This window comes from Vogesella aquatica (assembly GCF_028548455.1).
GTDB classification, from domain to species: Bacteria; Pseudomonadota; Gammaproteobacteria; order Burkholderiales; family Chromobacteriaceae; genus Vogesella; species Vogesella aquatica.
In genome coordinates this window covers 203,092-227,289 of record NZ_JAQQLF010000001.1, presented here as the reverse complement: position 1 = coordinate 227,289, position 24,198 = coordinate 203,092, and the positions used below count along the sequence as shown (strand labels likewise).

Annotated in this window: 21 protein-coding genes and 1 riboswitch; of the genes, 7 read left to right on the top strand and 14 right to left on the bottom strand. The window is 65.5% G+C overall.

Annotation, left to right across the window (positions count from 1 at the left end):
• Positions 1-16: 16 nt before the first annotated feature.
• The 6 genes from PQU95_RS01105 to PQU95_RS01080 form a co-directional block, all read right to left on the bottom strand.
• Positions 17-202 (bottom strand): Lar family restriction alleviation protein, encoded by a 186-nt coding sequence (locus PQU95_RS01105; RefSeq protein ID WP_026107748.1) that lies wholly within the window; start codon positions 200-202, stop codon positions 17-19.
• A 309-nt stretch (positions 203-511) separates the two neighbouring features.
• On the bottom strand, positions 512-2,065 hold the full coding sequence (locus tag PQU95_RS01100; RefSeq protein ID WP_272750299.1) for a sensor domain-containing diguanylate cyclase: 1,554 nt from the start codon (positions 2,063-2,065) through the stop codon (positions 512-514).
• 205 nt (positions 2,066-2,270) lie between these two features.
• Positions 2,271-3,278 (bottom strand): class I SAM-dependent rRNA methyltransferase, encoded by a 1,008-nt coding sequence (locus PQU95_RS01095; RefSeq protein WP_272750298.1) that lies wholly within the window; start codon positions 3,276-3,278, stop codon positions 2,271-2,273.
• A 181-nt stretch (positions 3,279-3,459) separates the two neighbouring features.
• Positions 3,460-4,200, bottom strand: coding sequence for a sporulation protein (locus tag PQU95_RS01090; protein WP_272750297.1), 741 nt, complete (start codon positions 4,198-4,200; stop codon positions 3,460-3,462).
• Between the two features lie 153 nt (positions 4,201-4,353).
• Entirely contained in the window at positions 4,354-6,417 is a 2,064-nt protein-coding gene (locus PQU95_RS01085) for a tetratricopeptide repeat protein (protein ID WP_272750296.1), read from the bottom strand.
• A gap of 192 nt (positions 6,418-6,609) precedes the next feature.
• Positions 6,610-7,578 carry a tetratricopeptide repeat protein gene (locus PQU95_RS01080; RefSeq protein ID WP_272750295.1) on the bottom strand — a complete coding sequence of 323 codons (969 nt, stop codon included), beginning with the start codon at positions 7,576-7,578 and terminating at the stop codon, positions 6,610-6,612.
• 123 nt (positions 7,579-7,701) lie between these two features.
• Between PQU95_RS01080 and PQU95_RS01075 the strand changes: the two genes are divergently transcribed.
• Complete coding sequence (locus PQU95_RS01075; protein WP_272750294.1) at positions 7,702-9,222, top strand: TPR end-of-group domain-containing protein; 1,521 nt, start codon at positions 7,702-7,704, stop codon at positions 9,220-9,222.
• 83 nt (positions 9,223-9,305) lie between these two features.
• Here PQU95_RS01075 and thiC read toward each other — a convergent pair whose 3' ends face one another.
• Positions 9,306-11,210, bottom strand: coding sequence for a phosphomethylpyrimidine synthase ThiC (thiC, locus tag PQU95_RS01070; protein ID WP_272750293.1), 1,905 nt, complete (start codon positions 11,208-11,210; stop codon positions 9,306-9,308).
• 104 nt (positions 11,211-11,314) lie between these two features.
• Positions 11,315-11,449: riboswitch (TPP riboswitch) on the bottom strand.
• A 129-nt stretch (positions 11,450-11,578) separates the two neighbouring features.
• Here thiC and PQU95_RS01065 point away from each other — a divergent pair.
• The 3 genes from PQU95_RS01065 (at position 11,579) to ung (ending at position 13,353) form a co-directional block, all read left to right on the top strand.
• Positions 11,579-12,238: a protein-L-isoaspartate O-methyltransferase family protein gene (locus PQU95_RS01065; protein WP_272750292.1), complete on the top strand. Its 660-nt coding sequence runs from the start codon at positions 11,579-11,581 to the stop codon at positions 12,236-12,238.
• A complete protein-coding gene (locus PQU95_RS01060) occupies positions 12,238-12,564 on the top strand; it encodes a rhodanese-like domain-containing protein (RefSeq protein WP_272750291.1) in 327 nt (108 codons plus the stop codon). Before PQU95_RS01065 ends, PQU95_RS01060 begins: the two co-directional genes overlap by 1 nt.
• Before the next feature lie 75 nt (positions 12,565-12,639).
• Entirely contained in the window at positions 12,640-13,353 is a 714-nt protein-coding gene (gene ung / locus PQU95_RS01055) for a uracil-DNA glycosylase (protein ID WP_272750290.1), read from the top strand.
• A gap of 4 nt (positions 13,354-13,357) precedes the next feature.
• Here ung and PQU95_RS01050 read toward each other — a convergent pair whose 3' ends face one another.
• The 6 genes from PQU95_RS01050 to PQU95_RS01025 form a co-directional block, all read right to left on the bottom strand.
• Positions 13,358-13,900 (bottom strand): cysteine hydrolase family protein, encoded by a 543-nt coding sequence (locus tag PQU95_RS01050; RefSeq protein WP_272750289.1) that lies wholly within the window; start codon positions 13,898-13,900, stop codon positions 13,358-13,360.
• 419 nt (positions 13,901-14,319) lie between these two features.
• A complete protein-coding gene (speD, locus tag PQU95_RS01045) occupies positions 14,320-14,679 on the bottom strand; it encodes an adenosylmethionine decarboxylase (protein WP_272750288.1) in 360 nt (119 codons plus the stop codon).
• On the bottom strand, positions 14,676-14,831 hold the full coding sequence (locus tag PQU95_RS01040) for a hypothetical protein (RefSeq protein WP_272750287.1): 156 nt from the start codon (positions 14,829-14,831) through the stop codon (positions 14,676-14,678). The genes speD and PQU95_RS01040 overlap by 4 nt, the downstream gene beginning before the upstream one ends.
• Before the next feature lies 1 nt (position 14,832).
• Positions 14,833-16,299, bottom strand: coding sequence for a DUF4178 domain-containing protein (locus PQU95_RS01035; protein ID WP_272750286.1), 1,467 nt, complete (start codon positions 16,297-16,299; stop codon positions 14,833-14,835).
• Between the two features lie 31 nt (positions 16,300-16,330).
• Complete coding sequence (locus tag PQU95_RS01030) at positions 16,331-17,350, bottom strand: SPFH domain-containing protein (protein ID WP_272750386.1); 1,020 nt, start codon at positions 17,348-17,350, stop codon at positions 16,331-16,333.
• 138 nt (positions 17,351-17,488) lie between these two features.
• On the bottom strand, positions 17,489-17,890 hold the full coding sequence (locus PQU95_RS01025) for a DUF350 domain-containing protein (protein WP_272750285.1): 402 nt from the start codon (positions 17,888-17,890) through the stop codon (positions 17,489-17,491).
• Between the two features lie 67 nt (positions 17,891-17,957).
• Between PQU95_RS01025 and PQU95_RS01020 the strand changes: the two genes are divergently transcribed.
• The 3 genes from PQU95_RS01020 (at position 17,958) to PQU95_RS01010 (ending at position 23,206) form a co-directional block, all read left to right on the top strand.
• Positions 17,958-19,469, top strand: coding sequence for a polyamine aminopropyltransferase (locus PQU95_RS01020; protein ID WP_272750284.1), 1,512 nt, complete (start codon positions 17,958-17,960; stop codon positions 19,467-19,469).
• A complete protein-coding gene (locus PQU95_RS01015; RefSeq protein WP_272750283.1) occupies positions 19,469-21,067 on the top strand; it encodes an NAD(P)-binding protein in 1,599 nt (532 codons plus the stop codon). Before PQU95_RS01020 ends, PQU95_RS01015 begins: the two co-directional genes overlap by 1 nt.
• 105 nt (positions 21,068-21,172) lie before the next feature.
• Positions 21,173-23,206 carry a M3 family metallopeptidase gene (locus PQU95_RS01010; RefSeq protein ID WP_272750282.1) on the top strand — a complete coding sequence of 678 codons (2,034 nt, stop codon included), beginning with the start codon at positions 21,173-21,175 and terminating at the stop codon, positions 23,204-23,206.
• A gap of 62 nt (positions 23,207-23,268) precedes the next feature.
• Here PQU95_RS01010 and PQU95_RS01005 read toward each other — a convergent pair whose 3' ends face one another.
• Positions 23,269-24,033: a response regulator gene (locus tag PQU95_RS01005; protein ID WP_272750281.1), complete on the bottom strand. Its 765-nt coding sequence runs from the start codon at positions 24,031-24,033 to the stop codon at positions 23,269-23,271.
• Positions 24,034-24,198: the final 165 nt, after the last annotated feature.

The following is a 24,198-nucleotide window of genomic DNA, read 5'->3' as shown; positions in this document are numbered from 1 at the left end:
GCATCACTCTTCCGCTTTAGCGGGTCTTGTTCCAGCCGGCGATGGCGTCTTTCTTGTTGTCGGCTTGCGGGCCGATGGCGCTGCAGGTGCCTTGCCCTGCGTAGCGGGTGCACTGTACCCAGAAGCGGCGCGAGCCTGCCTTGACCACTTCGGCCGGGGCGCCGCACTTGTTGCAGGGTTTCAGGCTGGTGGTATCGCTCATCATGGTATTCCGGCAGGGTTAATCACCGGATGATACCGCAATTGCGCTGGTCAGCCGCTGGGCCTCATCCAGAAAGCACGCTACCGGTAGCATGAGGCTGCGCTGGTGCAGGTGCGCCGGCGGGATACGCGGTAGCGACGCAGCGTACTGCAGGGTGCACGGGCATGGCTTTCCTGCCCCGGGTGTGGTGTCTTTTCCTGGCAGCCGGTACTGCGCGCCATCACCTACAGTTGTCCGTTGCCATGCGGCTGGGCAACAGGCTGTTCCGTCAGGCGTGGCGACCAGCATGCTTGCCAGTGTGCGGCAAGATCACGGCGCGGCGAGCCAGGTGCGGTTGCGCCCGGCGGCCTTGGCCTGGTACATGGCGGCATCGGCACGGGCGATGAGGTTATCGGTACTTTCGCCCGAGGCATTGAGTGTGGCAACGCCGATACTGGCGGTAATGTGCAGCGTCTCGCCTTGCCATTGCAGCGGCAGGCTGGCCAGGGTATGGCACAGCCGCTGCGCCAGCTGCATGGCGTCCTGTTCCTGCTCTTGCGGCAGCATGATGCAGAATTCTTCGCCACCCCAGCGCGCCAGGCTATCGATTTCGCGTAGCGTGCGCCGCAGCTGGCGGCTGATTTCTTTGAGCACGTAGTCGCCAGCCGGGTGGCCCAGGCGGTCGTTCAGCACCTTGAAGTGGTCCAGGTCCAGCATCAGCAGGCTGAAGCGCTGCTGATAGCGGGTGAAACGTTGCTGGTTTTGCTGGCAGTGCTCCAGAAAAGCCCGCCGGTTGAGCAGGCCGGTAAGCGGGTCCAGCGTCGCCTGGCGGGCCAGCTCGGCTTCGGCGGCCTGGCGCGCCACTTCCAGCCCGCACACGTGTAGCAGGGTACCGATACCGTCCGACAGCGTGGTGAGGTGATCGACGATCTCCTGGTCAAAGCCCCCTGCCCGGTTGGCCAGCACCAGTACCCCCATGACCGACAGATGAAAGAAACACGGGATGACCAGTAGCGACTGGACGCCGGCTAGCGCACCGCTGTCGTCGTACAGCGCGGGCTGGTTGATGACCAGCGGCTCCCCCTCGGCAATGGCTTGTCCGTAGACATGGTCGAAGCCGTACAGGCGGTAGCCACGGCTATCATGGCTGAGCTGCGGCATCAGCCATTGCAGTGCTGCAGCGTCCAGGTGGGCAATGCTGGGGATGTCCAGGTAGCAGCTGTCGCGGTCGTCTACCTGGCAGCTGGCAATGAATGCCAGTGTGGTCTGGCTCATGGCCAGCAGCGAGTGCAGGATGGTACTGCTGGCGGCACCCAGGTCGCGGTCCAGCAGAAAGCTGCTTTGCGCCTGATTGACGGTGAGCAGCAGCTTGCTTTGCTGTTCGGCCAGCTGCAGCAGCATGCGCTGGCGTATCAGCTCGCACAGGGTGTCGGCCAGCTGTTGTAGCCGGGCCTGCTGGCGGGGGCCAAAGCGCCGCGGGCGGTGGTCCAGCAGGCAGAGTGTGCCGATGACATGCTGCGCGTCCAGGCGTAGTGGCGCCCCGGCGTAAAAGCGGATGCCCAGCTTGCCGTTTACCAGCGGGTTATCGGCAAAGCGTTCATCCTGCAAGGCATTACTGACGACCAGCATGTCACCCTGCGACACGACGTGGCTGCAGAACGAGATGGCGCGCGGGGTTTCGCAGACATCGACACCGACCTTGGCCTTGAACCACTGCCGTTCGCTGTCGACCAGCGAGATCAGGGCCACGGGCACGCCAAACAGCGCGGAGGCCAGCTGTACCACGCGGTCGAACGCTTGCTCGGCCGGGGTGTCCAGCAAGGCGGTACGCGCCAGCAATGCCTGCCGGGCTTGCTCGTGCGGCGGGGGGTCGGGTGTGTGCATGCGCCTCTCCAGGGCTGGGCGGTCGGGCTGATGCGGTGCGCGGCCGGCTGGCAGTATGCCGTCTGGACTCGCCGCATGGCAGTACGGCCTGCACCGACTGCCAGTAAGGATTTTTGTATCGATACTGCATGCAACATAGCAAAAAAGCCCGGCTGCGGCCAACCTTGCGGCTGGCGGCAGCCGGGCTTTTGCCCGGCGATGTGGCTTATACGTGCAGCAGTACCATTTTCAGCGGCGGGTTGCCGTCAAAGGTGGGGAAGTCGTCTTCCGGCGTGATCCACTCGGCGTCGCGTACGGTACGGCCGGCTTTCTCGGCGCTGCGCTTGAGCTGGGCCAGCCAGGTGTCGCGGTCTACCTGCGCCACGTTGTTGCAGCAGATCAGCATGCCGCCTTCCGCGGTGGCCAGCAGCGCCGGCTTGAACAGCGCCGGGTAGTCATTGATCAGGTCTACCACGCCGAACGGGCTCTTGGCGTAGCGCGGCGGGTCCAGGAACACCAGGTCGAACTGGCGCGCTTCCAGCACCGGGAACGGGGGCATTTTCTTGCCGCGTACCATTTTGGGCTGGCCGATGCCGGACAGCTGGCGCAGTGCGGCAAAGCAGTCGCTTTCCACACAGCGCGGGCGGGTCGCCAGGCTATTGATCTTGGCGTTGGCGCGCGCTACCTGCAGGCTGGATTCGGCAAAGTCCACGTTCATCACGAAGCTGGCGCCGGCCTTGGCGGCAGCCACACCCACACCACCGGTGTAGGCGAACAGGTTCAGTACGCTCTTGCCTTCGGCCAGCTGCATCACACGGCGGCGGCCGGCGCGCAGGTCGAGGAACAGCCACGGGTCCTGGCCCTGGTGGCGTGCCTGGAAGTGGTACTTCACGCCCAGCTCGCGGATGGTGCGCGGCGCCTGGGCGGCTTCCAGCTGGTCTTCCGGCAGGCGGTTGCCGATGCGCGAGTTGGCGCCGCTGCGGTCGTTGTACACCGCAGTCAGGCCCAGCGGGGCGTAGTGCGCCAGGATGGCCTGGTGTTCTTCTTCGCTCAGCGGGGTGTGGAAGGTTTGCAGCAGCAGTACATCGCCGTAGCGGTCGATGGTCAGGCCCGGGCGGCCTTCGGCGCTGCCGTGGAACAGGCGGTAGGTATCGGTTTCTTCGCTGGCCAGGCGGGTAAGTAGCGCGGCGCGGTGCGCGTCGGCGGCTACAAGCAGTTCGGTCAGGGTGGACATGGTGTTCTCGCAGACAAAAGAAGGCGGCCGGCAGCACAGGGCTCCGGCCGAATGGGCTAATTGTACGCGCTTGCCCGCAGCGGGCTGGTTTTTTTACGCTAGCCTGTCAAATCCCTGTGCTGATGCATGTCTTCTTTATATCAATGCTGGCGAGAGCACAGGGGCTGGCGCTGGCAAAAATTTACAGCGGCAGCTGGCGGCGCAGCTCGTCGGCCCAGTTGCGGCCGGCAAAGTCCGGCCCCATGGCCAGCGAGCGGTAGAAGTCGCCGCCAAAGCGGGAGTCCACCTCGATCAGTACGTGGGTCTCGTTGCCCCACGGCAGGAAGGTGAGCTCGATTTCCTGGATGCGGAAGTTGCCGCCGCGCGGTTTGAGCTCCATTTCCTGATAGCAGCCCAGGGTGCTGGCCACGTTGCCGATACGCGCGGTGCCCACTTCGACATCGGTGCTGTACAGCCCCCAGCCCAGCTGCTCGAATGCGGCCAACAGCGCGGCGACCTGCGCGGTGGGGTGCACTTCCAGCAGGTCGCGGTCGCTGGCGTCCACAGCCGAGGCAATGGCCAGGTCGGTGTGGATCCACACCGCCAGCGGGCGGCCGTAGTGCGCCAGCGCGTTGATCGGCGTTTCGGCCGGCAGCTGCAGCTGGAACGGAAACTGGCGGGTTTCGCCGGCTTTTACCGTAAAGCGCTGGCTGACCAGAATGCTGCCCAGTGGTAGCGCGCCGCGTACTTCGTGGTCGCCAGATTCTTGCTCGGCTTCCACCATCAAGACCAGCTCGATCTTGTCGATGTCCTGGTCGGCATTGCCGCCCTGTACCACCACGCGGCCGGTCAGCATGTCACCGGGGCGCAGGCGCGGGTTGTCCAGCTGGGTATCGACTTTGGCGCCACCGACGCCGATAGAGGCAAGCAGTTTCTTGAACATGATGTTTCCGTAGGTAAGTGCGGGTGCCGTCTGCCGGCCCCAGCGGGCACAGACTCCGTCTGGTGGCGCAGGTTCCTGTACCTGCTGCCGCACGGGCCGGCGAGGCAAAAAAAAACCGCAGCGCCGGGCTGCGGTGGGGTGGGCGGTGCCGGTTTACTTTTTAACCGGTGCCGCCTCCGGAGCTACGGCCGCGTTAAGCTGTGCCGACAGCTCGGTGATGGCCTGGCTGGCGGCGGCCTTCATCTTGCTGGCCTTGGCCGAGGTCTTGGCGGCTTTGGCTGGGGTGGCGGCAACTGCAGCGTCGGCGCTGGCCGTCTTGTCTGCCACTTTGGCGGCAGCCTTAGTGGCTTTGGCCGGGCGGCCCGCCAGTACCGGGCGCACGTAAACCACGTAGCGTTCGATCTCGGCCAGCAGCTTGCCCGGTACATTCATGCGGCGGGACAGGTCTTGTGCGCGAGCCAGCTGGGCGCGGCCCATATCCTGTTCCAGCTGCGCCAGGTTGTTGGCTGCCAGCGTGTCGCCCTGGGCGCGGGCCAGGTTATGCAGCGCGTAGGACACGGTGGCGTCTTTCGGTACGCCCTGGCCGTAGTAGTACATCACGCCCAGGTTGTTCAGGCCGCCTACGTTGTACTGGGCGGCTGCCTTGCGGTACCAGGCCACGGCTTCGTCGTTGCTCTGTTTCACGCCCTGGCCGTTTTCGTACAGGCCACCCAGGCTGAACTGCGCGTCGGCGTTACCGCTCTTGGCCGCTTTGCGGTACCAGTTGGCCGCTTGCTCGTAGTTCTGCTCGGTGCCCTGACCGTTGTAATACTGCGCAGCCAAGGCTACCTGTGCGGCTACGTTGTCTTGCGCGGCGGCTTGCTGGTTCAGGGCAAAGGCGCGTTTCGGGTCAAACGCTACGCCGTTGCCTTTCATGTGCAGTGCGGCCAGGCTGGCTTGTGCCTGGGCATCGCCCTGCGCTGCGGCCTTGGCGTACCAGCTGGCGGCCTGCGCGTAATCCTGTGGCAGCTCGTTGCCCTTCTCGTACAGCTGCGCCAGGCTGGTTTGCGCGCCGGCGTGGCCCTGGTTGGCCGCCTTGTTGTACCACATGGCCGCATCGGCCAGGTCTTGTGCGGTGCCCTGGCCTTTTTCCAGCATCTGGCCCAGGCTGTACTGCGCGTTGGCATCGCCCTGCTCGGCGGCTTTCACGAACCAGCTGGCGGCCAGCTGTTCGGTAGCGCGACGGTGCCATACCGCGGCTTGTGCCGGGTCTTTCGGTACACCCAGCCCGCTCTGGTACAGGTTACCCAGCACGGCCTGTGCATTCGGGTGGCCCTGCACGGCGGCTTTGCGGAACCAGTTGGCCGCATTCACGTAATCCTGCTCCACGCCACGGCCTTGCTGGTACATCTGTGCCAGGCTGAACTGGGCATCGGCGTCGCCTTGCTCGGCGGCCTTGGCAAACCATTCGGCGGCGGCGGTGTAGTCTTGCGGCACGCCAACACCGTTATGGAACATGGTGGCCAGGCCGGCTTGTGCTTCGACATAACCCTGCTCGGCGGCCTTGCGGAACCACTTGGCGGCTTCTACCGGGCTTTTTTCGACGCCACGGCCTTGTTGGTACTGCACACCCAGGTTGTACTGCGCCTGGGCGATGCCTTGTTCGGCGGCTTTACGGTACAGGGTGGCGGCCTGGGCGGCGTTGGCCGGGATACCGGCACCGTTTTGTACCATGCCTGCCAGATTGGTTTGTGCCTGGGCGTTACCGTTTTTGGCGGCTTTACGGTACCAGTAGGCGGCACCGGTGACGTCCAGCTGCTGCACGCGGCCACTCTGGTACAGGGCGGCCAGGTTGGTTTGCGCTACGGTATTGCCCTGCTCGGCTGCCTTGCGGTACCAGCTGGCGGCTGTGGCCAGGTCTTGTGCCACGCCATTGCCTTTTTCGTATAGCTGGCCCAGGTTCAGCTGCGCATCGGCGTAGCCTTGCTCGGCGGCCTTGCGGTACCAGTTGCCGGCCTGCTCTAGGTTGACCGGTGTGCCCAGGCCTTTGCGGTACAGCTCGCCCAGCTGGTATTGCAGGCTGGCGTTGCCCTGCTCGGCGGCCGGCGTCCACTCGCGCAGTGCCGCAGCAAAGTCACCCTTGTTGAAGGCGGTACGGCCTTCCTTGATACCGGCAAAGGCCGGCGCGGCAAGCATCAGGCTGGTAACAATGACAGTCGTTGCGAGGCGTTTTTTCATATGCGTTTCTTTGTGAGTTGGGCGCCATGCCGTGCTGGCGTATCAAGTCTGGCCTGTCGCGGTGAGTGGTGCGGCGGCCGTGCATGTTGCGGAATTCTTTAAACGTTAATCATATCGTGTTGAAGCCGCAAAGACATGACCGTTTGACGAAAAATGTCTTCCGGCTGGCTGCCTGCGCGTTTTTTGCAACCCTTATTTGCGCTGGGCGGGCTGCTTGTCGGCTTGTTGCAGCAGCTGGCGGGCGTTTTCCAGCAGCGCGCGGCCCTGGCTTTCGCGCTGGCTGCTGATGTATAGCCAGCCCAGCGCCTGCTGGGTGATGGCGTAGGCGTAGTGCTGGCTGCCCAGGTTCAGCGCCAGCAAGGTGAGCGCTTGCTTGTACAGCGCCTCGGCGCTGGGGTAGTCCTGCTGGTAGTGGTAGCAGTAGGCCAGCTCGCGCGTAATGATGGCCGCGTGCAGGCCGTCGGCATTGCCGCGCCGTGCTTCGCCTTCCAGCGCGTCTTGCAGCAAGCCGATGGCGCGCTCGTATTGCTTTTGCTGCTGCAGTGCCGCGCCCAGGCGAGCCTGGGTGTACAGCGTATCCGGGTGGTCGGCGGGCAGCCTTTTCTGGCGTATGACCAGTGCCCGCCCCAGCTGTACGGCGGCACTGTCGTATTGCTTTTGCTGCAGGTAAAACAGACCCAGCGCGTGGTGCGACTCGGCAGCGTCCAGGCTTTCGCTGCCCGCCAGCTGGTCGCGGGTTTGCAGTGCGGCTAGCAGCAGTTTTTCCGCGCTGTCCGGCTGGGTAGCCGCCAGCAGACGGGCGTAGGCTTGCTGCGATTCGGCCACCAGCAGATGGCTTTGCCCAAAGGCCTGCTGGCGCAGCGCCAGTGCCTGGCTGGCAGCCGCCAGTGCGGCGGTGGTTTGCTGGCGGCTACGCAGCACAAACTGCAGCCGGTGCAGGATGTCGGCCTGCAGCGCCGGCTGGTCGGCCGGTGCACGTGCCAGCAAGGCGCGCAGCTGCTGCTCGGACTCCTCCAGCCGGCCCTGCATGGCGGGGCGGGCGCTGTTTTCCAGCAGGGCCGGCCAGTCTTCCTGGCCGCTATCAGGCGGGGTGGCTAGCTGGCCCAGGGCCAGGGCGGGTAGCAGTAACAGCAGGGGCAAGATGGCGCGGGACAGGGTCATGGCGGGTGTCTGGGTGCAATGCGCCCATTTGACCCTGCCCCCCGTCGCGATGCAAGCGCCTGGGCAGGCCGCTGCGCACGATTGATGCTGATAGAATACGGCATTGCCCGCCGGAAACCCGCCATGCCCAGCCCTGCCCGCCTCGTTCGCCCCACCCTGCTCGCCGCCGCGCTGTGTGCGGCCAACCTTGCCGTTGCCGAGCTGCCCGCCAGCGCGCCGTTTACTCCGGCCCAGCAGCAGGCCATCCGCCAGATCAGCGCCAGCGAAGCCCGGGCGCAAGTGCCGCAGGTGGCCAGCGCGGCGGCGGCCAGCGTGGCTAAAACCATAGAAGACAAAGAAAAGGCCATCGAACGCGAGAAACAGATCATCGACGCGGCAAAAGATGCGCTGGAGGTTGGCCGCAAGTCTGTGGATTGGTGGCTAGCTCTCCTAGGGCTACTATTGGCCAGCTCTGTTTTCTTTGTATGGCGTACTAATGAAAAATCCCGGCAGGAATGGGATGCGCTACAGCAAGGTATTACTACTGATCATAAGCAGAACATGAAGGAAGCTGGCGATGCGCGTAAAGAACTGCGGCAGGAAATGCAGGATTGCATCAAGGATGCCAAAGAGCGCTTTGACCAGCACCTGAAGCTAACCGAGACATCCGTAGATATTCTGAAGCGGGACCTTGAACAAGCTCGCAAGATGCTATCCGAAATCGAGCAACACCGAGACAGCGCGCTGGCGCCACCTGCCGATGCGGCACCAGAGGTAATCGAAGCTGCAATGCAAACCAACCAGAGCAATGCCGCTCATTCGCCGCAGTCCAAGTTGGCCGCGATTGCGCAACAATTTGGCAAGGATAAGAACTGGCAGGAAGCTGCCAGCCGTTGGCAAGCGTTGACTGATCTGGAGCCTGAAAACCGCGGTTACTGGTTCAACTATGGTTATGTGCTAAGTGAGTGGGTGTCTCAATTAACAGAGCCACTAGATGTTCAGCGGCTGGCGAAGCAGGCAGACACGGTATGGCGCAAGACCATCGCGCTGCAAGCGACAGCTGCGGCCTACAACAACTGGGGCGCTGTCTTGTCCAAATGGGCCAAAACCCTGGCGGGCGAGGCACGGCAGCAATGCTTTGCCGAGGCCGATCAGCGCTATGCCGAGGCGGTTCGCCTGAAGCCAGACTTTGCTGAGGCCTACTCCAACTGGGGCGCTGTTTTGTCTAACTGGGCCCAAACCCTGACGGGCGAGGCGCGGCAGCAACGCTTTGCAGAGGCCGATCAGCGCTATGCCGAGGCGACTCGCCTGAAGTCGGACGATGCGGCTGCCTACAACAACTGGGGTAGTGCCTTCGTGGATTGGGCGCTTACCTTGCAAGGTGATGAGCGGGAGGCCAAGCTTAACGAGGCAGAACGTGTATTGCTGCTGGCTAAAGAGAAGGGATTGAAGAGCCCCTACAACCTCGCCTGCCTGCGCGCCGTACAGCAGCGCCCCGACGAAGCCCGTACCTTGCTGGAAGAAACCCGCTCAGCCGGCTTGCTGCCCGATTTTGCAAAGCTGAGTACCGACCGCGATCTGGAGAATCTGCGCGGGCTGGATTGGTTCCAGGCGCTGCTGGCGGAGGTAAAGCAGCAAGAGGCCGCCAGCCAGGCGGCTGCGTAAACGCTGCTACTGTTTTCATCGCAAAAAGGTTGGCCGCATTGCCTGCGGCCAACCTTTTTGTTTCACGTGAAGCAATCGCCGCGTCAGGCCTTGTCGTACAGCTTGGCGCCGCCTTTGACGAACTCGATGGCTTTCACTTCCATGCCCTTCTGCAGCGCGTCCTGCTCGCTGATACCCTGCTTGGCAGCGAATTCGCGCACGTCCTGGGTGATCTTCATGCTGCAGAAGTGCGGGCCGCACATGCTGCAGAAGTGGGCCACCTTGGCGCTATCCTTGGGCAGGGTTTCGTCGTGGAATTCGCGCGCCTTGTCCGGGTCCAGGCCCAGGTTGAACTGGTCTTCCCAGCGGAACTCGAAGCGCGCCTTGGACAGCGCGTTGTCGCGGATCTGCGCGCCGGGGTGGCCTTTGGCCAGGTCGGCGGCGTGGGCGGCCAGCTTGTAGGTGATGATGCCTTCTTTCACGTCGTGCTTGTTGGGCAGGCCCAGGTGCTCTTTCTGGGTGACATAGCACAGCATGGCGGTGCCGTACCAGCCGATTTGCGCGGCGCCGATGGCCGACGTGATGTGGTCGTAGCCGGGGGCGATGTCGGTGGTGAGCGGGCCCAGGGTGTAGAACGGCGCTTCGTGGCACCATTCCAGCTCTTTATCCATGTTTTCTTTGATGAGCTGCATCGGCACGTGGCCGGGGCCTTCGATCATCACCTGCACGTCGTGCTGCCAGGCAATCTGGGTGAGCTCGCCCAGGGTTTTGAGTTCGCCCAGCTGTGCGGCGTCGTTGGCGTCCCAGGCGCTGCCGGGGCGCAGGCCGTCGCCCAGGCTGAAGGCCACGTCGTAGGCCTTCATGATCTCGCAGATCTCGGCAAAGTGGGTGTACAGGAAGTTTTCCTGGTGGTGCGCCAGACACCATTTGGCCATGATGGAGCCGCCGCGCGACACGATGCCGGTCATGCGGCCGGCGGTCATCGGCACGTAGCGCAGCAGCACGCCGGCGTGGATGGTGAAGTAGTCCACGCCCTGCTCGGCCTGCTCGATCAGCGTATCCTTGAAGATTTCCCAGCTCAGGTCTTCGGCCTTGCCGTTGACCTTTTCCAGCGCCTGGTAGATGGGCACGGTGCCGATGGGTACCGGGCTGTTGCGCAGGATCCATTCGCGGGTTTCGTGGATGTTCTTGCCGGTGGACAAGTCCATGATGGTGTCGGCGCCCCAGCGGATGCCCCAGGTCATTTTGTCCACTTCTTCGCTGATCGACGACGTTACCGCGCTATTGCCGATATTGCCGTTGATTTTTACCAGGAAGTTGCGGCCGATGATCATTGGCTCGCTTTCGGGGTGGTTGATGTTGTTGGGGATGATGGCGCGGCCGGCGGCGATTTCCTGGCGCACGAACTCGGCGGTGATGGTGTCCGGCAGCTGGGCGCCAAAGCTGTGGCCGGCGTGCTGGCGCGTCATCAGGTCCAGCAGGCGGCTGTTGCCGGTGGCCTGGAGCGACTCGATATAGGCCTGGCGGTTCAGGTTTTCGCGGATGGCGACGTATTCCATTTCCGGCGTGATGATGCCGCGGCGGGCGTAGTGCATCTGGGTCACGTTCAGGCCGGGCTTGGCGCGGCGCGGCTGGCGCGTCAGGTTGAAGCGCAGGTCGGCCAGCCTGGGGTCGGCTTCGCGCGCGCGGCCGTAGTCGCTGGACAGGCCGGGCAGCAGCTGGGTGTCGTCGCGCTCGGCGATCCACGCGGCGCGCAGCGCCGGCAGGCCGGAGCGGATGTCGATCTGCGCTTGCGGGTCGGTGTAGGGGCCGCTGGTGTCGTAGACATAGATGGGCGGGTTGGCTTCGCCGCCAAACTGTGTGGGCGTGTCGGCCTGGCGGATCTCGCGCATCGGCACGCGGATATCGGGGCGGCTGCCGGTGACGTGGATCTTGCGGGAATTGGGCAGAGGCTGGATGGCGGCGGAATCCACTACCATCTGGGTGTTCAGTGTTGCAGGCGCGTTCATCGGTGCGGGTTCTCCAAGGCGATGAAACGGCGCAAGGAGCGGCCCGGGCTGGCCCGGCTGCAAGGTTGGCCGCAAACCGGGCGGGAACGCTGCGCGGCGGGCGGTGTCTGCAGATTACGCTTCCCTACGCCGGTATTATCCGGGTCAGGTTCGAAGGGTAACTCTCACCCACGGCGCTTATGCTGTTCGCAAATTGGTGCGAATGGTACACAAGCGCTGCAGGACCCCTAGCGATGCTGTGAAGGTAAGGTAAATGTGGGATAATCGCAAGTTGCCATCTGGTGGACGATTGTGGAAGCAGGGTTGCCACAGCCCCGCTTTCAGAATCGCCCTTAGTCTATTTGTCTTGGATCCCCCGGAGTTTCCGAATGAATTTCGAACAAGCCCGTTTCAACATGGTTGAGCAGCAAATCCGTCCGTGGGATGTGCTCGACACCTCCATTCTCGACCTGCTGTTCCACGTGAAGCGCGAAGACTTCGTGCCGGTAGAAAAGCGCCTGCTGGCGTTTGTGGACATGCAGCTGCCGCTGGAAAACGGCACCGCCATGCTGGAGCCGAAAGTCGAAGCCCGTCTGCTGCAAGACCTGCAAGTAAAAGCCAGCGACAAGGTACTGGAAGTGGGTACCGGTAGCGGCTACCTCACCGCCCTGCTGGCCGCTGTGAGCCAGCACGTGTACAGCGTGGACCTGGACGCCGAGCAAAGCGAGCGCGCTGCGGCCAACCTGAAAACCGCCGGCATCCGCAACGTGACCCTCAGCGTGGGTAACGGTATCGAAGGCGTGCCAGGCCAGGCCCCGTTCGACGTGATCTGCGTAGGCGGCTCCACCCCGGTAGTGCCCGAAGCGCTGAAAGCCCAGCTGGCCGTAGGTGGCCGCCTGGCCGTGATCGTGGGCGATGCCCCGGTGATGATTGCCAAGGTCATTACCCGCGTGGGCGAGAACGCCTACCAGGAAGCGGTAAGCTTCGACACCAACCTGCCGCGCCTGCAGCAGCTGGACGCCATCGAGCCGTCGCGCTTCAGCTTCTGATGATCCGCGAAATCAACGCCGCAGAGCTGGCGGCCTGGCTGGCAGACAGCAGCCGCCCGCAGCCCTACCTGCTGGACGTGCGCGAAGACTGGGAAGTGGCGCTGTGCCGCATCCCCGGCTCGCAGCAGATCGCCATGCACCTGATTCCGCTGCGCCACAACGAGCTGCCGGACGACGCGCCCATCGTTACCATCTGCCACCACGGCGTGCGCAGCTTCCAGGTAGGCCTGTTCCTGCAGAACGCCGGTTTCGAGCAGGTGCTGAGCCTGCGCGGCGGCGTGGAAGCCTGGGCCAACGACGTGGACCCGAGCATGGCGCACTACTGAGCGCCCGTTGCTGTACCGCCAAGCCGCCCCTGCCGGGCGGCTTTGTTTTTGCCCTTTTTCTACTGGAAACTTGCCATGCACTACCTCGCCCCCGCCCTGGCCACCCTGCCCGCCGCCTGGCAAGCCGTGCTGCAGCAGCCGGCTATGGCGGCCAACTTGCAGCACATTGACGCCAAGCTCGCCGAACGCGCCGCCGGCGGTGCCGTCATCTACCCGCCCGCCAGCCAGATCTTCCACGCGCTGCAGCACGTGGACCCGGCTGCCGTGCGCGTGGTGATCCTGGGGCAAGACCCCTACCACGGCGCCGGCGAGGCGATGGGGCTGAGTTTTTCGGTACCGGCCGGGGTGAAGATACCGCCCAGCCTGCGCAATATGTACAAGGAGCTGGCCAGCGACCTCGGCATCGCCCCCGCCAGCCACGGCGACCTCACCCACTGGGCGCAACAGGGCGTGCTGCTGCTGAACACCTCGCTGACGGTGGAGGCCGACTGTGCCGGCAGCCACGGCAAGTTCGGCTGGCAGGCGGTGACCGACGCGCTGATCGACGCGGTGAACGCGCACAACCCCGGCTGCGTGTTTTTGCTGTGGGGCAACTGGGCACAGGGCAAGGCCGGGCGCATCGACGCCAGCCGCCACGGCGTGTTCAAGGCCGTGCACCCGTCGCCACTGTCGGCCAGCCGCGGCTTCTTCGGCTCGCGCCCGTTCTCGCAGGCCAACGCCTGGCTACAGGCGCACGGCCGCGAGGCAATCGACTGGGCGCTACCGGCGCCGCAGGGTGGTTTGTTCTAACGCGCTAGGCCTGGAACACGATCTGGCTGCTGGGCAGCACCTGCGCAAACGCCCCGTGTAGCGTGGCGTTGTGGTGGGCGATGATCTGGCTGGCGGCCAACTGCGGCGTATCCATGCAGCTATGGGCATCCGCCGCCAGCACGCATTGCAGCCCGTGTAGGTTGGCCGCACGGCAGGTGGTATCCACGCAGTACTGGGTTTTCATACCGGCCAATACCAGCTGGCTGATATTGTGCGCCTGCAGCCACGCTTTCAGCCCGGTGCCGGCAAAGCAGTCTGGCCGGGTCTTGTCGAAGAGATAGTCATGCGCCGGGTCTAGCCCCAGCTCAGGCAGCAGCTGCCATGAGGCGCTGCCTGCTGCAATCGGCGAGCCTGCCGGCCCGGTGTGGCGGGCTGCCAGCACGGGTGCGCCGGCGGTGCGTGCCTGGTTTACCAGCAGCTGGATATTGGCCAGCAAGGCTTCGCGCTGCCAGGGCGCGTCGGGCGCATGGTACAGGCCATGCTGCATATCGATGAGTAGCAGTGCGTTACGGATGGGGTGGGACATGATGGCTCCTGACGGATAAAGCCCGCGGGCAGGAGCAATGCACCCCGGCCCGGATGGGCGGGGTGGATGAGGTTCAGCGCGACAGCCGCCCGCCTCCCCGACCCCGCATGGCGGTCGTGGTGGTGGTTGTGGTGGTGAACAGGCGGGCTGGTTTCATGACTTTATCGTTTCATGCCAAAGCAATAGCGTCAACCGGTATGTCTACTTAGCTGCACACCACACAGCGCTATCACGCTGGCACTTTTCTCTTCCTTGTTTTCAGTATTTTTCTGTGAAAAAAACGCTTTTAGCCACGAAGGCACGCGAAAAGCACGAAAAAAGCAGCAGCCGGTATCGCCACCCAGTGTGTGCCTGCACTGACCCACCAGCGGATCATTTCTTCCGCGTTCTACATTTTTTTCCGTAGCAAAAATGATTTTTCAGGCAGGCACAGGCAATTGGCCGCGCGCCACGCAGCGCTGTTCGATGCGGCCAACCTGCAGTGCCTGCTGCAGCACGGCCAGCGCGGCGGCGTGGGCGGCGCTGCCGCACAGGAACAGATCGACTGCCGCGTAGCCGTGTTCCGGCCAGGTGTGGATGCTGATGTGCGATTCGGCCAGCAGCAGTACACCGGTGACGCCCAGACCGGCGCCAAAGTGGTGGAAGTGGCCGGCCAGCACGTGCGCCCCGGCGGCGCGGGCGGCGGCGTATAGCGCCTGCTCCACGCGGGCGGCGTCGGCCAGCGCGGTGGCCGGGCACTGGTACAGCTCGGCCAGCAGGTGCTCGCCCAGGTGGCTCATTTGTGGCCGCCCGAAAAGCCGCCACCGCTGCCGCCGTAGTAGCCGCTGCTGCTGCGGTAGCTGCCGTCGTCGTCGCTATTGCTGGCGTAGTTGATGGCGGTGCTCACAGCGATGATGGCCAGGCAGTACAGGATGTAGGTGAGGCGGCTCATGTCAGTTGTCCAGCGGTAGCCACAGGATGACGGTGGCGATGAAACAGATGGCCAGGGTGCCGCCGGTATCGCCGGCCAGCAGCAGTGGCGCGTTGACCAGCCACAGCAGCACGCTGGCGGCCATGCCGATGGGGCGTAGCGCGGCTTTGCTGCTGGCGGCAGCCTGTGGTTTGAAGGCGGTGGCTACCGGAGCCGCCTTGCCAAACCAGCGCGCCAGCTCGGCCGGGCTCACGTTGCGGCTGCTGCTCCAGGTCAGCTCCTGCGGGCTTTGTTCGCAGGCCAGCAGGGTGTTGCCGTCGCTGCTGATGTATTCGCGGATGCTGACGCGCTCGCCCACGCGGGCGCGCCACGGGAAGGCGCCGGCAGCGTAGGCAATGTGGGCGTCGTAGGCGGGGTAGCGCGCGGCAAAGCGCTGCTTGCCCCAGCTGGCCTGCTGCGCGCCGGCCTGGTCTACCCAGATGTCCATCAGTGTGCCCAGCCACCAGCCGTTACCGGTTTCGGTGAGCCAGCGCAGGCCCTGCTGCGGCTCGTACAGCAGGTATTCGTTCCAGCTGCTGTTGCGGTCTTTGTCTTCTACCCAGCCCAGCAGGCCGATGATGGTCCACACTTTGCCGTCGATGGTGGCCTGGCTGCCGTTGGCCAGCGTAAAACGCAGCGTGCTGGTTTGCTGCGCCTTGTGCTGGCCCAGCACGGTGGCGCGTTCGCCCTGGATGTCCACTTCGCTGCCGCACGACGGGCAGTTGAGGTGGGTGGCGCTGCCGGCGCGGTAGTCGAGGCTGGCGCCGCATTGCGGGCAAGCCAGCTGCTGCACGCTACCTTTGAGCTTGCCGGTGGCGGCGCTGATCATGCGCTCGTCGCGCAGGCGCTGCATGTTCAGTTGCTTGAGCGTGACCGCTTCGCCCAGGTACAGCTGTGGCGGGCTGCCGTCGCTGTAGTCCAGCGTGAGGAAGTGGCCACCACAGCGGGCGTCGGCTACCGGCGCGTCGTAGCCGGGCTGCAGCTGGCGCGGCAGCTCGCCCTCGCCCGCTACGCAGCGCGCGCGGCGGATGTCGCAGAATACGAAGCTGTCTTTGCCCTGCGGCCAGAGCTGGCCGGCTTGCAGGCTGTCAAAGGCGGGGGCGTTGTCGCTGCGGCCTTGCGCCAGCGTCAGTACGTATTGGCCGACGCTATCGGCCAGCCAGCCGCTTTCGCCGTTATCGAACAAGATATGCCACTCGTTCCACACGCCGGCGTCGTACTGCAGCTGGATGCGGCCAACCACGGTGAACTGGCGGCCGCGCCAGATGCCGCTACTGGCAATCTGCAGCGGCGAGTAGTCGTCCAGCAGCGTGGCCATTTTGCCGATGTCGCGCACGCTGTCGGCGTCGCGCAGCAGCGTGCTCTGGCAATAGCTACACACCGCCAGCACCGAGCTGGTGGCGTGAAAGCGCACGTCGGCGCCGCAGGCGGGGCAGGCGACGTGGTACATCAGGCAGGGTTGGCCGCAGTGTGGATCATGCTTAGCCCACCAGCTTTTTCAGTACGTCGGCCTTGGCCGTGTCGTAGTCGGCCTGGGTGATCAGGCCGGCGTCCAGCAGCCCCTTCAGCTGCGCCAGCTTGGCCTGCGGGCTGTCGGCTGCGGGTGCTGCGGCCGGTGTCGCCGCCGGGGCGGCTGCCGGTGTAGCCAGGCTTTGTTGTAGCGCCTGGCCCATCACTTGCCCCACGCCCAGGCCGGCGGACAGCGCGGCGCCCAGGCCGGCCAGGCCGCCTTCGTTCTGCGCTGCCAGCGGGATGGCTTCGGCGGCCTGGTAGCGGGTGTACTGGTTCAGGTCGCCGGCCATGCCGATGGCGATGCGCTTGTCGATGGCTTTTTGCAGCTCTTCCGGCAGCGAGATGTTTTCTACCGCAAAGCTGTCCAGCGCCAGGCCGTAGCGGGCGAAGGCCGGTGCCAGCGCCTGCTGCAGCGTGCTGGCCATCAGGCCCTGGTTGGCCGCCATGTCGAGGAAGGGCACGCCGCTGCCGCCCAGCGCGCCGGCCATGCCGGCCACCACCTGGTTACGTAGCTGCTGTTCCATGTCGTCCACGGTGTAGCGTTCGCGGGTGCCGCTGACTTCGGTGTAGAACAGCTTGGGGTCGGTAATGCGGTAGCTGTAGATGCCGAAGGCGCGCAGCCGCACCATGCCAAAATCCTGGTCGCGCAGCGTTACCGGCTGCGGCGTGCCCCATTTGCGCCCCAGCTGCAGCCGGGTGCTGAAGAACACCAGGTCGGACTTGAAGGGCGACTCGAACAGCTTGTCCCAGTTCTTGAGGTAGGTCAGCACCGGCAGCGTTTGCGTGGTGAGCTTGTGCATGCCGGGGCCGAACACGTCGGCGATCTTGCCTTCGTTGATGAATACCGCCATTTGCGATTCGCGCACGGTCAGGCTGGCACCGTACTGGATTTCGTTGTCCTGCATCGGGTAGCGCCAGGCCAGGACGCCGTCGCCCTCCTCCTGCCATTCCAGGATGTCGATGAACTGCTTGGAAATGAAGGAAAACAGACTCATGGCGAAGACTCCATCAAGGTTGGCCGCAGCCGGGTCGTAAACAAATGATCGCGCCCGCTACCCTCATCCGGCGCTTTGCGCCACCTTCTCCCTGAGGGAGAAGGCTACCGGGTGCGCTACGCGCGTTCAGTTTCAGGACAGGCTGCCGGCGTTCAGCACGCCCACCGCCAGCTGCACGCTGCCGGCCAGCAGGCCCATGGCGGTGTTGTTATCCTGCAGCGCCTGTTGCAAGTCGCGTACGCAGCGCGATAGCAGCATGTGCACCACAATCTGCACCAGCAGCGCCAGCACGCCCCACTGCATGAAGCTTGGCAGGGTGTTCAGGTGCCAGGCGCTGGACGCCAGCGTCAGCGAAAAGCCCACCAGCGCACCGCCAAACGACAGCGCCGCCGCCTGGTTGTGCTGGCGGATCAGCTGCATTTCGTCCAGCGGCGTCACGCGGCAGTACAGCACGGTAAACAGCGCCAGCAGCAGCGCGCCGCTGCCCACGTAGGACAGGTAAGCCAACAGGGCAGGCAGGAAGGCGGTAGACATATGCAGCGTCCTTGGCAGGCTTGGGCAATAATGCTGGCCATTCTACCCACGTTTCATGAAAGCCTGCATGCGCGATCGTCTGCTTATCCTGTCGGTGTTTGTGGTGGCGTCCTGCGGCCTGGCCTACGAGCTGATCGCCGGCGCGCTGGCCAGCTACCTGCTGGGCGATTCGGTGCTGCAGTTCTCGTCCATCATCGGCTGCTACCTGTTTGCCATGGGCGTGGGCTCGCATCTGTCGCAGTACGTGAAAGACGAGCGCGTGCTGGACACCTTTGTCGAGATCGAGCTGCTGGTGGCGCTGCTGGGCGGCCTGTCTGCCAGCGCGCTGTTTGCCGTGTTTGCCTGGAGCGGCGAGTCGTTCCGCCTCACGCTGTACGCGCTGGTGTTTCTCACCGGCGCCATGGTGGGCATGGAGATTCCGCTGGTGATGCGGCTGCTGCACCAGCGCGAGCAGCGCTTTGCCGAGCTGGTGAGCCGCGTGCTCACCTTCGACTACCTGGGCGCGCTGGCGGTGTCGCTGCTGTTTCCCATCGTGCTGGCGCCGCGGCTGGGGCTGGCGCGTTCGGCCCTGCTGTTCGGCCTGAGCAACGTGGCGGTGGCGCTGTGGACCTGCCGCGTGTTCCGCGCCGAGCTGTTGCGGCCAACCGTGCAGTACCTGCGCAGCCTGCTGGTGCTGCTGGTGCTGGGCGGCGGCTTTATCGCCGCCGACGAGCTGACGCGCTGGAACGAAAAAGCCATCTACGGCGACGACGTCATCCACGCCGAAACCACGCCCTACCAGCGCCTGGTGCTGACACGCTGGAAGGGCGACCTGCGGCTGTACATCAACGGCAACCTGCAGTTTTCCAGCCGCGACGAACACCGCTACCACGAGGCGCTGGTGCACCCGGTACTGGGCGCGCTGCCGTGGGCGCGGCGGGTGCTGATCCTGGGTGGCGGCGACGGCCTGGCCGCGCGCGAGGTGCTGAAATACCCCCAGGTGCAACAGGTCACGCTGGTGGACCTGGACCCGGCGATGACCGGCCTGTTCAGCCGTAGCGCGCCGCTGCTGGCGCTGAACGGCGGCTCGCTGCGCAACCCGCGCCTGCGCGTGGTGAACGACGACGCGGCGCGCTGGCTGGAGCAGCACGCCGAGGTGTTCGACGCCATCATCGTGGACTTCCCCGACCCGTCCAGCTTTGCGCTGGGCAAGCTGTACTCGGTGCCGCTGTACCGGCTGCTGTCGCGCCATCTGGCCGACAACGGCCTGGCGGTGGTGCAATCCACCTCGCCCTACCACGCGCCGCGTTCCTATTGGAGCATCAACGCCACGCTGCGCGCCGCCGGGCTGGCTACCACGCCGTACCACGCCTACGTGCCGTCGTTTGGCGAGTGGGGCTTCATCATCGCCGCCCATCGCCCCGGCTACACGCCGCCGCAGGCCTACCGCGTGCCGCTGAAATTCCTCGACCGCGAAGCCACGCGGCAGATGTTCTTCTTCCCGCCCGACATGCAGCCGTGGCGCGTCGAACCCAACCAGCTGAACGACCAGCGCCTGGTGCATTACTTCGAGCAGGACTGGTCGCAGGTGATCCGCTGATGCAGCGCCGCGACTTTCTGCGCACCGCCGCCGCGCTGGCCGGCTTGCCGCTGCTTGCCGGCTGCCAGCAGCTGCTGGGCTGGGGCTTGCCGGTGGACGTGTTGCGCCCCGGCATGGCCGCCGGCCACCGCCTGCGCGACGCCGCCACGCTGCCGCCGCCACGTAGCGAGCGGCGCGTGGACACCGTGATCGTCGGCAGCGGCGTGGCCGGCCTGTTTGCCGGCTGGCGGCTGGCGCGCGAAGGCTACCGCGACTTTGTACTGCTGAACGGGCCGGAGCCGGACGGCAACGCTGCCGCCGGTGCCTTTGACGGCTGGCGCTACCCCACCGGCGCGCACTACCTGCCGCTGCCCTCGCCCGAGTCGGCGCACGTGCGCACGCTGCTGGCCGAGATGGGCGTGATCGAAGCCGGCAGCGACAGCCTGCGGCCAACGTTTGACGAACGCGTGCTGGTGCACGCGCCGGACGAGCGGCTGTGGCGTGACGGCCAGTGGCAGGATGGCCTGCTGCCGCGCGGCCTGGGTGCTGCCGACGACGCGCAGCAGCAGCGCTTTTTGCTTCACGTGAAACAATTGCAGCTACAGCACGGCGCCGACGGCCGCCGCGTGTTTACCGTGCCCACCGCGCTGGCGTCGCAAGACCCGGCCTGGCGCGCGCTGGACAGGCAAAGCTTTGCCAGCTGGCTGGCGGCGCACGGTTACACCGCGCCCGGCCTGCTGTGGTATCTGGACTACTGCTGCCGCGACGATTACGGCAGCACGCTGGCGCATACCTCGGCCTGGGCCGGCCTGCACTACTTTGCCGCCCGTGGCGGCCATGCGGCCAACGCCGAGGACGGTGCGGTGCTCACCTGGCCGGACGGGCTGAACCCGCTACTGCGCCATATGCGCGGCCGCATCGGCCCCGACAAGCAGCTGGACGGCGCCGCCTGGCGCATCCGCCAGCACGGCAAGCAGGTGCAGGTGGATTACATCGACGCTACCGGTGCGCAGCGGCTGATCGCACGGCGCGTTATCGTGGCCACGCCGCTGCACGTGGCCTGGCACCTGCTGCCGCAGCTGCCAGCGCTGGGCTTTGAACGCGCCCACCTGCCGCCGCGGGCGCCGTGGCTGGTGGGCAATGTGCTGCTGGCGCGCTTCCCCGCCGAGCCGGCCAGCCAGCCGCTGGCGTGGGACAACGTGGTGTACGGCAGCCGCAGCCTGGGCTACGTGGTGGCCACCCACCAGCTGATCCGCGCCGCGCTGCCGGAGCGCACGGTATTCACCACCTACCACGCCTTTGCCGATGCGCCGCCCGCCGCCACGCGGCCATGGTTGGCCGCTGCCAGCGCCGACGCGCTGTTTGAGCAGGCTACGGCTGACCTGTACGCCGTGTACGGGCCGCGCCTGCGCCGCCATATGTTGGCCGCACGCCTGACAGTACGCGCCCACGCCATGGCCAGCCCGCAGCCGGGCTTTCTGGCCAACCCCGGCCTGGCCGCACTGCGCACCGCCGACGGCCCCATCCTGTTCGCCCACGCCGATTTGTCCGGCCTGTCGCTGTTTGAAGAGGCTGCATGGTGGGGCGACGTGGCGGCGCAGCGCGTGCTGGCGGCCTGATGGCCGGCACCAAAGGACAGTTTGTGCCACGCCAAGGCCGCCATGGCTTTGTGATACAGTGAAATACCGGCTTACCCGGCCATCTTCCATGACAGAAAGGCTGCCATGAGCACCAATCCGCTGCTAGCCAACTGGGATACGCCCCACCAGTTTCCCCCGTTCGACCAGATCGACGCCGCGCACTTTGTACCGGCGTTCGAGGCGCTGTTCGCCGCCCATCAGGCCGAGCTGGACACCATTGCGGCCAACCCGGCTGCCCCCGATTTTGCCAATACCGTTGCCGCACTGGCCCAGAGCGGCCTGCTGCTGGAACGCGCCAGCCTGCTGCTGGACAACCTGTCTGCCTCGGTAGGCAGCGATGCGCTGCAGGCGGTAGAGCGCGACATGGCGCCGCGCCTGGCCGCCCACCACAGCAGCGTGTACCTGAACGCCGCGCTGTTTGCCCGCCTGGACGCGGTGTACCGCGAACGCGCCGCGCTGGGGCTGGACGAAGAGCAGCAGCGCCTGCTGGCGCGCCTGCACCGCAACTTTGTGCGTGCAGGCGCCCGGCTGGATGGCGCGGCGCGCAGCCGCTTTGCCGCCATCGTGTCGCGCCTGGCCGAGCTGCAAACCGCGTTCAGCCAGAACGTGCTGGCCGACGAGGGCGAGTACGTACTGCCGCTGGGCGAGCAGGATATCGACGGCCTGCCCGGCTACGTGCTGGATGCGGCACGCAACGCCGCTACCGAACGCGGGCTGGATGGCTACGCGCTGACGCTGTCGCGTTCGGCGGTGATCGGTTTTCTGACCTACTCCACCCGCCGCGACCTGCGCGAACAGCTGTGGCGCGCCTGGACCAGCCGTGGCGAAAACCCGGCGCGCGTCAACGCGCCGCTGGCGCGCGAGATTCTGGCGCTGCGTACCGAGAAAGCCGCGCTGCTGGGCTACGCCAGCTACGCCGACTACGCGCTGGAAGACCGCATGGCCGGCAAGCCGCAGGCGGTGTACGACCTGCTGGCGCAAGTGTGGGAGCCGGCCAAGCAACGTTTTGCCGCCGAAAAAGTCATGCTGCAGCAGGAAGCGGCGCGCCAGGGCCTGCCGCAAGACATCCAGCCGTGGGACTGGTGGCTGCTGGCCGAAAAAGTGCGTGTGGCGCGCTACGCGCTGGACGACGCCCAGATCAAACCCTACTTCAGCCTGCCGCGCATGCAGGCCGCCATGTTCGACGTGGCCGGCCGCCTGTTTGGCCTGCAGTTCGCCCCGCGTGACGACCTGCCGCGCTACCACCCCGACGTGCGGGTATGGGAAGTGCGCCGCGACGACACCGTGGTCGGCCTGTTCATCGGCGACAACTACGCGCGCCATGGCAAACGCGGCGGGGCGTGGATGCACTTGTTCCAGCAGCAAAGCGGCAAGGGCACAGACCGCGTGCTGCCTATCGTCATCAATAACAACAACTTCGCCAAGGCTGGCAGCGGCCCTACCCTGCTGAGCTTTGACGACGTGCGCACCTTGTTCCACGAGTTCGGCCACGCGCTGCACGGCCTGCTGTCCGACGTGCAGTACCGCCTGCTGTCCGGCCCCAATACGCCGCAGGACTACGTGGAGCTGCCGTCGCAGCTGCTGGAAAACTGGGCGCTGGTGCCGGAAGTGCTGGCCGAGCACGCGCGCCATGTGGACAGCGGCGAGCCGATTCCGCCGGCACTGGTGGCCGCTATCAAGGCCGCCAGCACCTTCAACCAGGGCTTCGAGACCGTGCGCTACAGCGCGTCCACGCTGATCGACCTGGCGCTGCACCAGCGTAGCGACGCCGACGGCGTGGACATCCTCGCCTTCGAGGCAGCCGAGCGTACGCGCCTGGGCGTGCCGCCGGAAGCGGGCATGAACCACCGCCTGCCGCACTTTGGCCACGTGTTTTCCGACGACTACTACGCCGCCGGCTACTACGTGTATATGTGGGCCGAGGTGCTGGAGGCCGAAGCGTTTGCGGCGTTTGAAGAAGCCGGCAACCCGTTTGACGCCGCGCTGGCTGCCAAGCTGCAGCGTTACATTTACAGCGCCGGCGACGCGCGCGAGCAGCGGGCGGCGTTCCGCGCCTTCCGTGGCCACGACCCGCAGGCGGCGCCGATGCTGGAAAAACGTGGCCTGCTAGCGGTGTAAGGTTGGCCGCAGGCTAAGCGCACAAGGCCGCCCCGCAGGGGCGGCCTTGCTACGTGTGGCGGCTAGGCGGCGCTGATATGCGCGTCCAGCATATAGCCTTCGCCGCGTACGGTGCGGATCAGCGCCGGGTTGCGCGGGTCGTCGCGCAGCTTGCCGCGCAGGCGCGAGATCAGGATATCGATGCTGCGGTCGAATACGTCCACCGTGCCGCCGCGGGTCAGGTCCAGCAGTAGCTCGCGGTCCAGCACCGTGTGCGGGCGCTGCACCAGCACCGACAGCAGGCGGAATTCGGCGCTGGATAGCGGGATCACGGTCCCCTGCGGGTCGTGCAGCTGGCGCAGGGTACTGTTGAGCAGCCAGTTGCCAAAACGCACGCGCTGGTGGCCGCTGTCGGGCAGCGCCGGCCTGGCCTGGCTGCGGTTGCGGCGCAGTACCGAGTGCAGGCGGGCCACCAGCTCGCGGGTGTCGAACGGTTTGGACAGAAAGTCGTCGGCGCCGATTTCCAGGCTGATGATGCGCTCGGTCAGGTCGTTGCGCGCGCTCATCATCAGGATAGGGATGTCGGACTGGCTGCGCAGCCGTTTGCACAGGCTCAGGCCGTTTTCGCCTGGCAGCATCAGATCCAGCACGATGGCGTCAAAATGCTGGCGCGCCAGCCAGGCTTCCATTTCGCGGCCGTCTGCCGCGCCCTCGGCCACCATGGCAAAACCGCCCAGGTATTGGCAGACCAGCTCGCGTATCGCCTGGTCGTCGTCTACCACCAGAACGCGCAGGCTATCGCCTGAAAAGGGGCCGGGTGTCGCGGTGGCGTCTGTCGTGTGCTGCATGGTGTGTCCGTGGTCATGCCTGGTTGGCCGCAGGGGCGGTGCCAGGTGCTGGCGCTGCCAGGCAGGGGTAGTGCGTGGCGTGCCGTGTGTGGGTAAGGTGGCGTCAGGTACAGCTTAATAGGGCAATGCCCCGCTGATTTGTGCGCTTTGTATGTGTTTGCATAC